The sequence below is a fragment of the Okeania sp. SIO2F4 genome, assembly GCF_010672385.1.
In the GTDB taxonomy this organism is placed as follows: Bacteria; Cyanobacteriota; Cyanobacteriia; order Cyanobacteriales; family Microcoleaceae; genus Trichodesmium.
In genome coordinates, this window is record NZ_JAAHGT010000107.1 from 1 (window position 1) to 16,525 (window position 16,525).

The window sequence follows — 16,525 nt, forward strand, 5'->3', positions numbered from 1 at the left end:
ATGGCGTTTCTGTGTAATATAGAATCCGAATAATTACTATAGCTTGCGTCCGCAGCGACTGGAACGGAGTGGAAGGAAGCAATCTCAGGGGTGACGCGAGATTGCTTCCGCTTCGTCGCTGCGGACGACTGTTCAACCGGATTCTATATAAGTCCTGACTGAATAATATCAAATCCGCTTAGCCAATCCTATCTGTTTCAAGAAGAGGTAATTATTAATTATTAATTGTTAATTATTAATTATTGAACAGATGTATTGTTCACAACCTCTGGGCGGATTGCTATATCTTGAAGTTGCTAATATGTCAATAGCAATTAATACTCATTCTATCGATATTGGCTATATTTGAAGTGGCTAATATGTCAATAGCAATTATACTCATCCATCGATATTGGCTATATTTGAGTGCTTAGAAGTATCTCTCATATCAAATCTGGATATCACTATAGCCTGCGTCCGCAGCGACTGTAACGGAGTGGAAGGAAGCAATCTCAGGGGTATAAGAGATTGCTTCCGCTTCGTCGCTGCGGACAACTGTTCAATCGGATTTTATATCAGTAGGACTTTGATATTGTGGGGATTCTTCAAAACGGTAGGATACCAAATCCGGTTAATAAAGTACCCTTTTGTGCAGATGATAATATGGAGTGTAGAAGATATCGGGAGATGGTTAAAGAGAATTTTTTGAAAAGTTGGTTTAATAACCCGGATTTAGTATGACGTATTGACAAATAAAAAAAAGCATGATTTCTTGGAAATCATGCTTTTTTTTTTCTTTGGAAACTAACTAAATAATGAATCAAACTGCAGATAAAACTTCAGGGCAAAAGTATACTAATACTCCCATATCCGAGAAAGTATCGGAGGATGCGATCGGAGGGTTGACCAATGGAAAATCCCAAGAACTTCTTGTTTCATTTGATAGTGCTGAAATAGATGCACTCGTAGAATCCCTAATACAACAGGGGGAATTTGAGGCAGGTAGCGATGTATATCTGGATTACAAATCTGAATTGCTGACAGAATTAAAAACAGAGGTACTTTCTGGTTTACCAGCAGGGTTTGAAATTATAGATGATTATTCACACCTACCAATTTCTTTCATTCGATTTGATTCAGAAGTACCTTTGGAGGAACTGTTAGAAAATTCTGATGTTTTACAAGCATCGGTTCCCCAAATATTTCAACCGTTGCTACAAGAAAGTCTACCTTTAATCAATCAACCACAAGCAGAAGCAAGCGGATTTACTGGGGAAGGTACAGCTGTTGCTGTTTTGGATTCAGGAGCAATAACAGATGCTGAAGGATTAGAGGGAAGAGTAGTATTTTCCCGGGACTTTGGCATTGATGATGGTGTTGAGGATGATGAGGGACGACATGGAACTAACGTTAGTGCGATTGTTGCTGGAGTTGCACCAGGTGCTGATATTTTGGCACTGGATGTTTTTAGAAATAAAGATAGTTTTGAAGAAATAGATGTTTTTGAGGCAATTAACTGGTCAATTCAAAACAAAAATCAGTTCAATATTAAGGCCATGAACCTGAGTCTTGGTTTCGAGAACTTCAAGATAACAGAAGAAATTTCTGCGAATGGAGAAAAACTTCCTGAGGGTATTGATATTCGTTGGGTTCAAACACTTAATAGTGCAAGATCGGCAGGAATTATTCCTATTTTGGCTTCTGGGAATGACGGCTTTAAAGATGGACTGGGATTCCCTGCAGGTATTGAAAGTGGAGTATCTGTTGGTGCGGTGTATGACTCCACAGGTACTATTAAAGATGAAGATGGCGAAATTATTGATAACATAACCGTCGATCGAGTACCACTTTTTTCCGACAGTGCCCCATTTCTAGATATATTAGCACCAGGATCGTATATCACTGCTGGAGGTGTAAGACAACAAGGCACTTCTCAGGCAGCACCTCATGTTGCAGGAGCTGTTGCTGTCTTGGGTGAAGCCTTCCCCAATGACACTGCTGACCAAATTCTGCAACGGTTGCTTGATAGTGGCACACCAGTTACAGACCACCGGAATAACGTTACCACACCCAGACTTGACCTGGCTGCTGCATTAGAACTGGAACCCGATCGAGTCGAAAATGATAATTTCCAAAATAGCAACTCTATTAGATCAATTAGATCAAGAACTGTCGGCACAAACGAAGGGGCAACTTCTGAACCTGAAGAAACAGCTAGTGGTTCTCAGCAAGAAGAGAATAACTCTGTCTGGTGGAGTTGGGATGCTCCAACTTCTGGGCAGGTAACGGTAGATACTTTCGGCAGTAACTTTGATACTATATTGACTGCATATACAGGTAATTCCGTCTCAGACTTGACTGAAATTGCTAGCAACGACAACAGCACTCCTAACAATCTTCAAAGTGAAATTGTTTTTGATGCTGTAGAAGGAACAACATATCATTTTGCAGTAGATGGAGTTTCTAATCAGACAGGTGAAATTGTCCTCAACGTTTTACAAGAAGTACCAGATGTAGAAAACGATAACTTATCCAACAGTCTTCCATTAACAGGTTCTGCTGCTAACGTTGAAGCCTTCAACTTTGAAGCAACCACTGAAGATGGAGAACCTCTTCATGCTGAAAATGAGCTTGAGGAAAATGGAGGCAGCTCCGTTTGGTGGAATTGGACAGCACCCACATCTAGCCCAGTTACTATAACAACTAATGGTAGCGATTTTGATACTGTATTGGCGATTTATACAGGTGATTCTGTCTCAGACCTAACTGAAGTTGCCAGTGACGATGATAGTGGTCAAGAATTAGAAAGTTTAGTAACTTTTGAAGCTGTTGAAGGCACAAATTATAAAATTGCTGTCGATGGATTTTCAGGGGAACAGGGCAATATTGTTCTAGATTTAGTCCAGCAAACTACACCCATAGCCAACGATAATTTTGCTGACAGTGCTACTCTTGCTGGTACTTCTGCTAACGCAACTGCTAATAACGTTAATGCTTCCAAAGAATCAGATGAACCTAACCATGCAGAAAACGATGGTGGCAGTTCCATCTGGTGGGATTGGACAGCACCCGAATCGGGATTAGTGAATATCGACACCTTTAATAGCAATTTCGACACACTTTTAGCAGCTTACACGGGTTCATCCCTCCTGGAATTAACCGAAGTAGCAAGCAATGATGATGGTGGATTCGGAACACAAAGTCAAATCCTGTTTGCAGTAGAAGCTGGAACTAACTATAAAATTGCAGTAGATGGGTTCGATGGAGCAGCAGGGGATGTTGAGTTAGCTTTGTCGTTACAGACGGATCTTCTCGCCAACGACAACTTTGCCAACAGGATTTCTTTAAATGACACTAATATTTTCACAGGCAGAAACGAGGCTGCTACTAGCGAACCAGGAGAACCAGCTCATGCTGAAAACGATGGTGGTGCATCTCTGTGGTGGACTTATACTGCCCCCGAATCTGGTACTGTAACCATCAACACTGATGGTAGTAACTTTGACACCATACTAGCAGCTTACACTGGTTCTACCCTTGCTGAATTAACTGAAGTAGCTAGCAATGATGATACTGTAGATTTTGGTGCCCAAAGTGAGATTATCTTTGATGTAGAGGCAAACGAAACTTACAACATAGCCGTGGATGGGTTCGATGGTGCATTTGGTAATATTAACCTAGAAGTATTTCTCTCCACTTTTGAGAATGATATCGACCTATCTAGTCAATTACTGGAAATTACTTCACCAGAAGTTCGCCCTGGTGAGTTGATTGATGTTGACTTTTCTGTAGACAACAATGGTAGTGATGATGCTACTGGATTCGATGTAGACTTTTTCTTATCTGAAGCTAATCTTGACCCAGATACTGCTGCAGACGTTTTGCGAGACTTCTACTTCTCCGAGGATAATACCGATATACCGGAAAACTTCCTGCCCCTTGATTTTACTTTCATAGAAGATTTGCCTGGTAACAGTAGTACCGACGAGTTTACCCAAACTATTTTACTACCTACTGAAGATGAGTTTGATTGGGATGAGGACACAGATTATCAAATTGGTATGGTGATTAACATCTTTGATGATGTCATTGAAACTGACGAATCAAACAATACGATCGCCACAACCATAGAAGAAGTTACGTTTCCTCCTCCTGACCCAGACCAGTCTATTCCAGGTACTCCTCAAGCAGAAGCACTCAGTGGTGGTACTGGTAACGATACTATTACTGGACTTGCTGGTAATGATATCCTGGCAGGTAATGATGGTGACGACTCAATTATTGGCAGTCGCGGTAATGACTCCCTGTATGGTCAAGATGGTGACGATGTTTTAGAAGGTCGTCTTGGTTTTGACCATCTCTTTGGTGGGGATGGCAACGATAAAATGAATGGCGGTCAAGGTCGCGATCGCTTCAATGGTGGTCGTGGAGATGACGTCTTAACTGGTGGAGCGAGTATTGACCGTTTCATCTTTGCTACAAATCAAGAATTTGATTCTGATGATATTGGTGTGGATGAAATTACTGACTTTGTTGTTGGTCGAGATAAAATCCTTTTAGATCGAACTACATTTACAGCTATTAATGATATAGAGGTAGAATTTGCGACTGTTACTGATAATAATGCTGCTGCAACTTCTGAAGCTGTAATTGTTTACAACACAAATAATGGTCAGTTATTCTACAATACCAATGGTAGTGCTGATGGTTTTGGTGATGGTGGTCAATTTGCGACTTTAAGTAATCAAGCATTGCTTGAAGTTGATGACTTTATTATCAGATAGTAGGAGGATTTAAAGTAGGGTAGATAAATAAACATTTGTCTACCCTATTTTTTTTACAAAAATTAACTATTAGATCATGTCCGGATAAGAGCGCGATCAAAAAAAGTATATGGTTTGTAGTAAAGCTCTCAGCCCGATACATACTTTTTGCTCAAGTCCTACTACAAACTTTAATTATAACTGTTCAACCGCACATGATATTATACGATGTCTGGTTTAATACTTATAAATAACTGTTGTGAGTCATCAGTCATCAGTCCTCAGTCCTCAGGAGGGAAGTTGAATACTAAAGCAGAGAAACCGAATTTATATGAAATGCCTATCTATATACTGAAATCTGTCTCCCATAAACCCGGTTTCTTATAACACCGAAGCAAGCGGATGTGATATCAGTCCTCAGGAGGGAAGAAGAAGGAAGAAGAGAAGAAAGTTTTTTATAACTAACAGGACTTACGCATAACCGCCATATATAGTAAGGGGTTAACGGCTATTTAACCAGACATGATATTACCTGCCAATAACTCTCTAAATTTCACTTCATATAAATTTACACAGTTTTAAAGTTTTATGTAGTTTGTGCTACATTTTTTTATACTTCTGCCACTATTAAAAATATAAACCATCTTTAGAAAACGAATTTTATCAAAAGGAGTCGAACAATATGGATGCTCAAAAATTCCTGAGTCGCTACTCTATAGGAAAACGTTACTTCCGAGGAATTTGCCTCAACAATGCAAATCTGCTTGGGGCAAAATTGACAATGGCTAATTTGAAGCAAGCTGATTTGAGTGGGGCTGACTTAAGTGAAGCTAAACTAAATGGAGTAGATTTTAGCCAAGCAAACCTATCGGGTGCTGACCTTAGTAATGCAGACTTGCGTAGTGCCAACTTAAGTGATGTTAACCTGATTGGTGCTGACCTGACAGGAGCAAAATTAGGACGGGCCAATTTGCGACGAGCCGATCTGCGTAGTGCTAACCTCGCCAATGCAGACTTAATTGGGGCCACCCTCGATGAGGTAGAAATGAGTGGCGCAGATTTAACAGGAGCCAATATTAATCAAGCCGAATTAAGTGAAGCCTCCTCTCATTTAGGTGTATCTCATAAGTGGGTGACATGGTCAGGAAGTCATTAGGTTTATAGAAATTCTCAGGTTGCTAATAATATCCCACGTCATTTGACGTGGGTATATGGGAGTAATTCTCTCAATAAATTAACTTGGAAAAATAACAGAAAATTTATCAACATAGCTTTGAACAGGATTATATCTCTGTGTCACTTCCTTAAGCTTCAAAGTTTTAGGTTGGGAAAAAGGATAAATTCCTAATAAAATAGGTAGTAATAGCGTAATTATTGTGGCATAAAAAAACTTTTCGAGCATCATAACTAACACCGGAATTTTTTCGGCCACTATTATATTACATAATAGTATTAAACACCCACTATTTTAAAATCCCGAACCTCTTTTACCATTGGGCATAATTGTCCACCAGTTAGTTTTAGCCATACCTAGTTGACGATCGCTTACCATTGCATTTGTCAAGTTAGTACCACATAAATTAGCACCCCGTAAATTTGCTCCATTCAAATAAGCATTTGTCATATCTGCATCTTGCAAGTTACAACCAGCCAAACTAGCTGTACTTAAATAAGCTTTATTAAGATTTGCATTTTTAAGCACAGTATCTGTTAAATTAACATGACCAAGATTAGCATCAGATAAATCTGCACCTTCTAAATTAGCTTCATGTAAATTAGCTCCATAAAAATTAGCTCCAGACAACTTAGCATTACGCAAATTCAAGCGACTTAAATTACAATCAGCAAAATCTCTTCTACCTTTGACATAAGCACTACGCAACGTTGCTGCCGTCCATTTAGTTGGAATTTTTCTACTACCCAATTCTGCTCGATTACTTGCTTTGTTTTTTGGGGGTACTATCGTCAAATATCCTTGAGTAACTTCTTGCTTCATCTTAGCAGAATGGGGTCGAACTCGAGTTGTAGAGTTTTTTTCTAAACGAGTTTTGCGTTCTCGAATTTTTTGAGCAACTTGAGTGCTCGGAGACATCCATGAAACATCATTTTGATTGTCATTAAAAACTGTAGGTTCATCTCCAAATAAAGTCTTGGTAGCATCATCTAGAGTAGGTTGCACCTGTTTTTTCTCAGTTTTTTTTGTATTCAAAGCTGCTAAAAGTTCTTTTGCTGACTGGAAGCGATGTCGTACAGAAACTTCTAACATTTTCTCCAACACTTCCCCAAACCGATCGCTAACATTCACTTGAGGACGCCAGAGAATTTCACCATTAATCTGATCGTAACCAAGAGTATTTGGTGTTTTTCCTGTCAGGAGGAAAATAGTAGTTACTCCCAAAGCATAAATATCACTTGCATATACAGGTCGCAAAGCCATTTGTTCTGGTGGTGCAAAACCTGAAGTACCGATAGATATATTTGTAAAAGCAGTTTCTCCTGTACTATCTGATAGGTGAGTTTGGCTAACATGATCTTTGACAGCGCCAAAGTCAATCAGAACTAAATGACCATCTTGACTTCGCCGGATAATATTCGCAGGTTTAATATCCCGGTGAATTACTCCTTGAGTGTGGATATAATCTATCACTGGCAAAATTTCAATGATAAACTTTTTCGCTTGTTCTTCTGTAAATAGACCCTGTTTTTTGACTTCCTGTTTTAAGGTTGAACCACTTACATATTCCTGAACTAAATGAAAATGTTTCTTCCATTCAAAATAACCTAATAATCTAGGGATTTGGGGATGATGGCCAATTTTTCCCAGAGTTTCTGCCTCTCGCTCAAATAATTTTCGAGCCATCTCTAATACACTTGTTGTTGTTGTAGATGGTCGTAATTCCTTGATTACACAAATTGGATCTCCAGGCAAAGACATATCCTTAGCCAGAAAAGTTGCTCCGAAACCTCCTTTACCAAGAGGTTGAATAATTTCATAGCGATCGCGCAAAATTAACTCTGAACCACAAGCTTGACATTTATTAACACTATTTGGATTTTGAGGTTGAGGACAGGCTGGATTTATACAATAGCTCATCTTAATTCAATAATATTAGTTAATTTGATTTTTTCTTGAAACGACCAATCTATTCACAACAAAGTTACTAAACAAAGGCCAATTCCTAAATATTTGACCACAGACAATAGGTATTACCTAAAATTTCAGACATTGAGAGTAGCTCCCAGTTGCTTTTGAGTCATAGTATATATATTTTTTTCCCATCAGAGATAGATCTGCCAAACATTTGTTCAACAGGCTTGCTTAGATAGTTAACTTGATTAATCTGGTCATATTAACATTATACTTATCTATCATGTGAATCCTGCTCTATAGTTTTTCTCCAAACACATCTCACATCAAAAAAATGTTGATTAAAATCCCACTCTTAATATCAAATCTGGTTGAATACTTATTATATAGTTGGGGGAGATGTGGGGATTGAAGCCTTGAAGTAATTATAGAATTATCAAGATATATTATATAACCGGATTTTGTCTAAGAGGAATGTTTGATCTAAATTTTATCCCTCAAGTTATCATTACAATAACAATCAAATATATTTTTATCATAGTAGTAAACCATAACTATTAAGTATTAATAAATTATCACTCCGTAGAAATATTTAGCTACTCAAAAGCATTTGGGAATTTCCAGCTTGAGTGTAGTGAGTTGATGAGAGAGAGTTTTTCAATAATTAATAATTAATAATTAATAATTAATAATTAACAATTATTGAAGCGACCCAATTATTTTGATAAACACAGAGCATATAACATTATTCGATAAAATTGTCATGACGTAATTACTAAACAAATTATATAGCACTACGCAAATAGTTTAGGACATTTATAAACGCTCAAACTTAGTCAGGGATAACTTCTGACTTCTGACTTCTGACTTCTGACTTCATGAAAACCCCAACCATTAGAGAGATAAAATGTTACTTGAGGTCATAAATATGGCCCAAGAGCAACATATTTGCTCTACTAGCTCGTCTAGACTAAAATTGTGGGTAAGTTTCAGCAACCTGGAAGACCTCTCCCCCAGAGATTCTCCCCCTTCGGTCCTGCCCCCTTTCACTCGTGGGGTAAGGGGGGATAGTTGTGGGGTTGGGGGGTTAGGTTTTACCAACAATTATTGTGGGTAAGTTTCAGCAACCTGGAAGACCTCTCCCCCGACCCCTCTCCTGCAAGGAGAGGGGAGAGATTATCCCCCTTCGGTCTTCCCCCCTTTCACTCGTGGGGTAAGGGCGATAGTTGTGGGGTTGGGGGGTTAGGTTTTACCAACAATTTTAGTCTAGAGACGCTACTACTATGCCTAAAGATTGGGAATTATTAAAGAATGCGTATTTCTCTGAACTGGTTGCGGGAACTGGTAGATATCAAAATTACTCCAGAAGACTTAGCCGAAACTCTGACAATGGCAGGTTTTGAGGTAGAAGAAATAGAAGATAGAAGCACTTGGTCAGCAGGAGTAGTATTAGGAAAAATACTAGAAGCTAACAAACACCCCAATGCTGATAAACTCAAAGTTTGCCAAGTGGACATTGGTCAGCCAGACCCATTAAATATTGTCTGTGGAGCTTCTAACGCCAAAGCAGATATTTATGTCGCAGTAGCTACCATTGGCGCCTATTTGTCTGCCATTGACTTAAAGATCAAAAAGAGTAAACTCCGGGGAGTCCCCTCGGAAGGAATGATTTGTTCCTTGTCGGAACTGGGCTTAACAAAAGAGTCTGAAGGTATTCATATATTTGAGCTGGAAAATCCCCAGTTAGGAAGTGATGTAGGGCCTTTACTCGGTCTAGATGATGTAATTTTAGACTTGACAACAACGGCAAATCGTGCTGATGCCCTGAGTATGATCGGCGTAGCCCGAGAAGTAGCATCCCTAACTGGAGCATCCCTCAGAATACCAGATGCTTCTGGGATTCTCATTACAAATCAAGACACCCAGAATAATCTCAAAATAGATATCTCAGAATCGGAAGCTTGCCCCATCTATATTGGTACTGTCATCACAGGAGTAAAAATTGGTCCTTCACCAGAATGGTTAAAACAGCGATTAGAAGCTGCTGGTATAAGAGCTATCAATAATGTGGTAGATATTACTAACTATATTCTGTTAGAGTGGGGTCAGCCACTTCATGGCTTTGACCAAGACAAAATTACAGCCATTACAGGGAATGAGTCCTTGACAATTGGAGTTCGTTATGGAAAACCGAAAGAATCTTTGATTACCCTGGACAGTCAAAACCGGACTCTGGAAGCTGAAACTTTAGTAATTACAGCTAATGACAAACCAGTTGCTTTAGCAGGAGTAATGGGTGGAGAAGAAACAGAAGTTGATGACAATACCAAAAATCTATTCTTAGAAGCAGCAATTTTTGCTCCCATTGCTATTCGTCGTTCAGCTCGAACTCAAGGTCTACGCACAGAAGCATCCACAAGATTTGAACGGGGGGTGAACCAAGCAGAATTAGCATTAGCTTGTCGTCGAGCAATTATGCTAATTACAGAACTCGCTGGGGGAAATGTTACTCAGCAAGAAACTTTTAGCTCCGCAGGAGACCATCTAACTGTCACCCGTGAAGTATCTTTGCGTCTCGACCGAATTAATGAAATTTTAGGACCATTGAAACGGGGTGAAGGTACTCTATATGAATCTTTTCTGCAACCAGAAGAAGTTGAAGGTATTCTCACATCTTTAGGATGTGGTTTGGTGAGAACGGAAACTACAGAGGCGGTAGTTTGGAATGTTACAGTACCTCCCTATCGTTATCGAGACCTAGAACGAGAAATAGACTTGATCGAAGAAGTTGCACGTTTGTACGGATACGATAATTTCTGTGAAACTCTACCAAATAAAGGTGCAGCAGGTTATTTGCCACCAGAACAGTTGGCGCTCCGTAGTCTTCGAGCAGCTTTCCGGGGTGCGGGGTTAACAGAATTGATGCACTATTCTTTGGTAAAACAAGGTGGGGAAAATCAAATAGCGATCGCTAACCCTCTATTTGTGGAATATTCTGCTCTCCGTACAGAACTTCTAACCGGACTTATTGATGCTTTTCAATATAACCTGGAACAAGGAAACGGAGTATTGAATGGATTTGAGATAGGTCGTCTTTTCTGGAAAGAGGAAGAAAAATTTCAAGAAGCAGAGGCGATCGCTGGAATTATTAGTAATGGTGTCAAAAGTTGGACGCGGGGAGGTAAGGAACAACCTCTGAGTTGGTTTGAAGCTAAAGGTATTTTAGAACAGGTTTTTGAACGACTCTATTTGAGAGTGGAGTACAAACCAAACTCCGAAAATTCTCTGTTGCATCCAGGTCGGACAGCATCATTATGGTTGCAAGGCAAATATATCGGTGTTTTTGGGCAACTACATCCTCAACTACGGCAAGAGCGAGAGTTGCCAGATGAGGTTTATGTTTTTCAACTTGACTTGGCAGTGTTGGTGTCAGTAATGACTCAAGGAAATATTGTCAGACGCAAGTTTAGTGGTTATTCTACATTCCCTCCAGCAGACCGAGATATTGCTTTCTTTGTACCAGTTGAGGTATCTGTGAATGAGATTAAACAGGTAATTTCTCAAGCTGCTGGTAAGTTATTGGAATCTATAGAATTATTTGATGAATATCGGGGTGAAAATGTACCCGATGGTCAAAGAAGTTTAGCTTTTAGGTTGGTTTATCGGGTGAGCGATCGAACTCTGACTGATGCGGATGTTGACCCGGTACAGCAAAAAGTTAGAGATGCTTTGGTTGATAAACTGAAGGTAAATCTCAGAAGTTAATATTTTGGAGTTATTAGGGAGTAGGGAGTAGGGAGTGGGGAGTAGGGAGTAGGGAGGTAGGGGAAAATAACTCGGCATTATTGGTGATTTTTGCTATGATTTTTCAAGTGTAGAAACCGGGTTTGTATTAGACTTCTCCAAAAATAAAAAATCAAATCAATTCTTATCCATAAATTATCAATTACTCCCCCTTCCAGTTAAGTGTTCCCTATTCCCTCTTTTCTGGAGAGGTCTATTAGATATCTTACCGAAAAATAAAGGTTTAAAGCCTCTCATGAGCAAGGAGAAAAAAGAAAAAAATTTCCTTTTTTAACCAATCCTATCTATTTTAAGAAGAGGTAATAATTAATTATTAATTATTAATTATTGAACATACTGACATCTGTCTCCAACAAACCCGGTTTCTGATAACACGCTCCTTAGATTTCATAGCTCGATTAACCAACGCCAATTTTTTTACCGAACCCGAGCGGATTTGATTTGATATAAACCCCTACCGGAAATTCTTATAGCAGTTTTCACTTAGGTAGACCAAAGTAGGGACGTTCCATGGAACGTCCCTACAAAAGTTTTTGTTCTTAGGAGTGTGTACCATCTTTGTGAAAACTACTATAATTTTATTACTAATTCAACGAATTAAATAGGGTTTGCTGAAAAAGTATGCATGGTATGGCTAGGAGTCAGGAGTCAGGAGACAGGAGACAGGAGAAATGGTATGGGAGCGAGGAGGTAAGAGTAAGAATTGTCAGAGTGATTTTTCTGCTGTTGTCTGCCTAAAATACTAACTTTTTGAGGGTTTTAGACTGAAACAGGCGCACTTTTTAAAGGTTCCAAAAAGGCACCTTTATATTTCAATGCTTTTATATTTAATCAGCAAGCCCTAAATATAATCAGGACTTACGCATAACCACCACAGATAGTAGGGATTAACGGCCGTTAACCCCTACAAATGGTGTATAATTTCATTTTTTGTGTAAGTCTTGATAATATAATGTTTATATCCAGGCTTTTACATAGTTGATGATTATTCTTGATTAAAATTAATAAAAATTAATTGGATAATTTTTTATATCTGAAAAACAAGAGGTGAAAAACATGAACTTTTTTCATAAAAAAAACAAATCACCAAAAATTACTAATCCTAAATTTATATTGATACCAATCTTGTTAATTATACTAGGTTACTTAGGTAACTTCTTCAAAATACATTTGTTTTTTGGGGTAGATTTTCTCTTCGGTAGTATAGCAAGCTTAATAGTAGTTTATCTTTACGGAATTCGATGGGGCACTTTAGCGGCCTTGATTGCTAGTAGCCATACATACTTTTTATGGAATCATCCCTATGCAATTATTATTTTTACTCTAGAAGCAACCTTTGTCGGAGTAATTTTAAATCGGCAGCGTTATAAAAATATGGTGTTGCTAGATGGAATATACTGGATTTTTCTGGGGATGCCTTTAGTGGTATTATTTTATCGATTTGTATTGGATGTAAGTACGACACAAACTCTATTAATTATGTTGAAGCAATCAGTTAATGGCTTCTTTAACGCCTTAATTGCTAACTTAATTATCACTTATTTACCAATACATAAATTCGTTGGTTTTCCCAGAGAAAAAAAACAATCTTCATTTCAAAAAACTATATTTAATTTGTTAATGGCATTTATTTTATTTCCAGCTTTAACACTCACCATATTTAATGGTCAACATATAGTGGATACTATTGAAAACGATATTCAAAAAGAACTAATGGCTGCAAAAGCACCTATAGCAAATAACTTAAAATATTGGTATGAAGAACATCTCAACGCTATAGCAGAATTAGCAAAAATAGGAACTCAAGCACCAGATCGCTCAAAAGCAACTTTACAACAAAGTATATCAGTAATCAAAAAAACATTTCCCTCTTTTCTCAAAATTTATGTTACTGATGCTAGTGGTAACATAATTGCTGCTCAACCAGAATTTAATGAAGCTGGAGAATCAATGTTTAACTTAAACATATCCGATCGCTATAATCTGAGGAAGATGGCAAAAAAATTAGAACCAGAAATTACAAATGTTCATAGAGATAGAGCTTCTATTACACCCCATATTGGTATTGTAATACCAGTAGTCAGAAATGATCGGTTTGAGGGAATTGCTTATGGTTCTCTAGACTTAAGTCAAGTCAGTAAATTTATTGAACTAAATACCCAAGTAAAGGGAATAGAAGTAATACTCGTGGATGGTGACAACTATATAATTGCTGACAGTCATTCAGTAGTAAGTATTCGAGAAAAATTCGACTTACTGGAAACAGGAAATATCTACTATGATGGAGATATTTTTAAGTGGCAACCAAAAACACCAGGAATGGCAGAAATAAAACGGTGGAAACAATCATTTTATGGAGTGAAGGTCAAGGTAACTTCAGATATTGCCTGGTATTTATATATCAAGCAAGCAACAGCTCCCTATATTGAATATTTAGATACGAGCTACATTAAAAATCTAGCTACAATGCAAATAATAGCAGTCTTAGGATTAATTACATCAGTCTGGGTTAGTAAAAGATTAGTAGCGCCGATGTTAAAACTAACGCAAGTAACTACAGACTTACCTCAAAAACTTTTGTCAGAATCAGTTCCTACAGATTTCCCACGGAGTAGAATTTCAGAGATTAATACCCTGACTGCCAACTTTCAGTTAATGGTAGCAGCACTACAGGAAAAATTTATAGAAATCAAGCACACAAATGCCACCTTAGAAAAACGAGTTGCAGAAAGAACTGAAGAACTAAACAAAAAAAATGAAGCCTTAAGTGCAGAAATTATCCAGCGTCGTCGGATCGAATCAATTTTAAGCGATCGCGAAGAACGCTATGAACTTGCTGTCTCAGGTACAAACGATGGTATCTGGGATTGGAATATACAAACAAATGAAGTTTATTACTCACCAACATGGATGAGAATTATTGGCTATGAAAACAACCCACTTCCCAATATCTTGTCTACTTGGTCAGGTAATATACATCCAGATGATTTAGAAGCATTTATTCAAGATGTAAAAGCACATTTAGAAGGAAAAACAGAACTTTATGAGAATACCCATAGAATTAAACATCGAGATGGGAATTATGTATGGATATTTGCTAAAGGTAAATGTATTCGTGACAAGCAAAATAAACCATATCGTCTTGTTGGCACAATAACAGATATTACAGGAAAGAAACGAGCAGAAGATGAATTGAAAATTGCCAAAGAAGCAGCCGAAATTGCTAATCGAACCAAGAGTGAATTCCTCGCAACAATGAGTCACGAAATTCGTACTCCCATGAATGCAGTCATTGGGATGGCAGGTTTACTCTTAGATACACCACTCAACCTACAACAGCAAGATTTTGTGGAAATTATCCGCAATAGTGGGGATTCTTTGTTGATCTTAATTAATGATATTCTTGATTTCTCCAAAATTGAGTCTGGCAAATTAGACTTAGAGGAACAACCTTTTAATCTCCGAACTTGCATAGAAGAATGTCTAGATTTGTTAGCGCCAAGAGCTGCCGAGAAAAAGTTAGAGCTAGCTTATCTAATAGATCCACAAACTCCTGAAGTTATACTTGGAGATATAACTCGCTTGCGCCAAATATTAGTTAATCTTCTCAGTAATGGGGTTAAGTTTACAGAGACTGGGGAAGTAGTTGTATCAGTTACTGCTTCACCTCAAAACCCAGACTTCAACTCTTCTGAAAATCGGTATTGCCCCATTCCCAATCAAACAGAATGTACTCAACCAAATACTCCCTGTCCTATTTTCTACACAATCAAATTCGCGGTTAAAGACACTGGTATTGGTATTCCAGGCGATCTGAGGAATCGTCTATTTAAGCCTTTTAGTCAAGTTGATGCTTCTACAACTCGTTACTATGGTGGCACGGGATTGGGATTAGCTATCAGCAAACGGTTAACTGAAATTATGGGAGGAACAATGTGGGTAGAGACTGAACCAGATGTTGGTTCGAGTTTTTTCTTTACGATAGTATCTCCTGCTATTCCTAATAGTTCATGTCTTGAGCAGGAAAATGGAACTCATAAATTATTACAAAATAAACATTTGTTAATCGTTGATGACAATGCTACGAATAGGCAAGTGTTGACATTTCAATCAGAATCTCTGGGGATGATTTCCCAAGCTGTAAGTAGTGGTTATGAAGCGATAAATATACTACACTCAGGAGAGAAATTTGATCTTGCGATTATAGATATACAAATGCGTGGAATGGATGGCATAACTCTAGCTAGGGAAATTCGTAAACTTGGCAGTTGTCAGGAGTTACCTATAGTTTTTCTGAGTTCTTTAGCTCAAGAATTATCAAATACCAGGGCTAATATAAATGCTACTACTTATCTAAATAAGCCAATTAAACAATCTCAAATTGAGAAAGTGTTAGTAGGAATAATGAAAGGAAATATAGTTGATGGTAAACCAAAATCCCAAAGTGAATCAGATGTCAAATTAGCAGAAATATTACCTCTGAAAATTCTCTTAGCTGAAGATAATGTCGTTAACCAAAAAGTGGCAATTAATATTCTGAAAAATTTAGGATATCGAGCTGATATCGCAGCAAATGGTTTAGAGGTATTAGCAGCTTTATATCGTCAGTCTTATGATGTGGTATTGATGGATGTACAAATGCCAGAAATGGATGGTTTAACTGCTACACGCCAAATCTGTGCTGAATGGGAAAAAGAGAAACGCCCCTGTATTATTGCCATGACTGCTAATGCTATGGAAGGCGATCGTGAAAAATGTCTAGGTGCTGGTATGGATGACTATATTAGTAAACCAGTTCGTCGAGAAGCATTGAGTACAGCTTTAAATAAATGCAGTTTTCCAGCAACAGAAACAATAGTTAAGCAGGAAAAAGCACCTGCGCCAGAATTAG

6 protein-coding genes are annotated in these 16,525 nt (G+C 38.1%); 4 read left to right on the forward strand and 2 right to left on the reverse strand.

Annotation, left to right across the window (positions count from 1 at the left end; all coding sequences use genetic code 11):
- The first annotated feature begins 794 nt into the window (after positions 1-794).
- Positions 795-4,763, forward strand: coding sequence for a S8 family serine peptidase (locus F6K22_RS09560; protein WP_293096369.1), 3,969 nt, complete (start codon positions 795-797; stop codon positions 4,761-4,763).
- Between the two features lie 661 nt (positions 4,764-5,424).
- Positions 5,425-5,898, forward strand: coding sequence for a pentapeptide repeat-containing protein (locus F6K22_RS09565; protein ID WP_293096372.1), 474 nt, complete (start codon positions 5,425-5,427; stop codon positions 5,896-5,898).
- A 78-nt stretch (positions 5,899-5,976) separates the two neighbouring features.
- On the opposite strand, the gene F6K22_RS09570 is transcribed toward F6K22_RS09565, so the two are convergent.
- Together F6K22_RS09570 and F6K22_RS09575 are read right to left on the reverse strand one after the other, a co-directional pair.
- Positions 5,977-6,174: a hypothetical protein gene (locus F6K22_RS09570; protein WP_293096375.1), complete on the reverse strand. Its 198-nt coding sequence runs from the start codon at positions 6,172-6,174 to the stop codon at positions 5,977-5,979.
- Between the two features lie 36 nt (positions 6,175-6,210).
- The gene (locus F6K22_RS09575; RefSeq protein ID WP_293096378.1) at positions 6,211-7,836 is read right to left on the reverse strand and encodes a serine/threonine-protein kinase; all 1,626 of its coding nucleotides are present in this window, start codon (positions 7,834-7,836) and stop codon (positions 6,211-6,213) included.
- A 1,305-nt stretch (positions 7,837-9,141) separates the two neighbouring features.
- On the opposite strand from F6K22_RS09575, the gene pheT reads away from it, so the two are divergent.
- On the forward strand, positions 9,142-11,595 hold the full coding sequence (gene pheT / locus F6K22_RS09580; protein ID WP_293096380.1) for a phenylalanine--tRNA ligase subunit beta: 2,454 nt from the start codon (positions 9,142-9,144) through the stop codon (positions 11,593-11,595).
- Between the two features lie 1,095 nt (positions 11,596-12,690).
- Positions 12,691-16,525: response regulator (locus F6K22_RS09585; protein ID WP_293096382.1), on the forward strand; the 3,835-nt coding region annotated here is incomplete at its 3' end.

Coding starts and splice junctions, on each gene's coding strand:
- F6K22_RS09560 (WP_293096369.1), top strand. CDS start 795: ATGAATCAAACTGCAGATAAAACTTCAGGGCAAAAGTATACTAATACT.
- F6K22_RS09565 (WP_293096372.1), top strand. CDS start 5,425: ATGGATGCTCAAAAATTCCTGAGTCGCTACTCTATAGGAAAACGTTAC.
- F6K22_RS09575 (WP_293096378.1), bottom strand. CDS start 7,836: ATGAGCTATTGTATAAATCCAGCCTGTCCTCAACCTCAAAATCCAAAT.
- pheT (WP_293096380.1), top strand. CDS start 9,142: ATGCGTATTTCTCTGAACTGGTTGCGGGAACTGGTAGATATCAAAATT.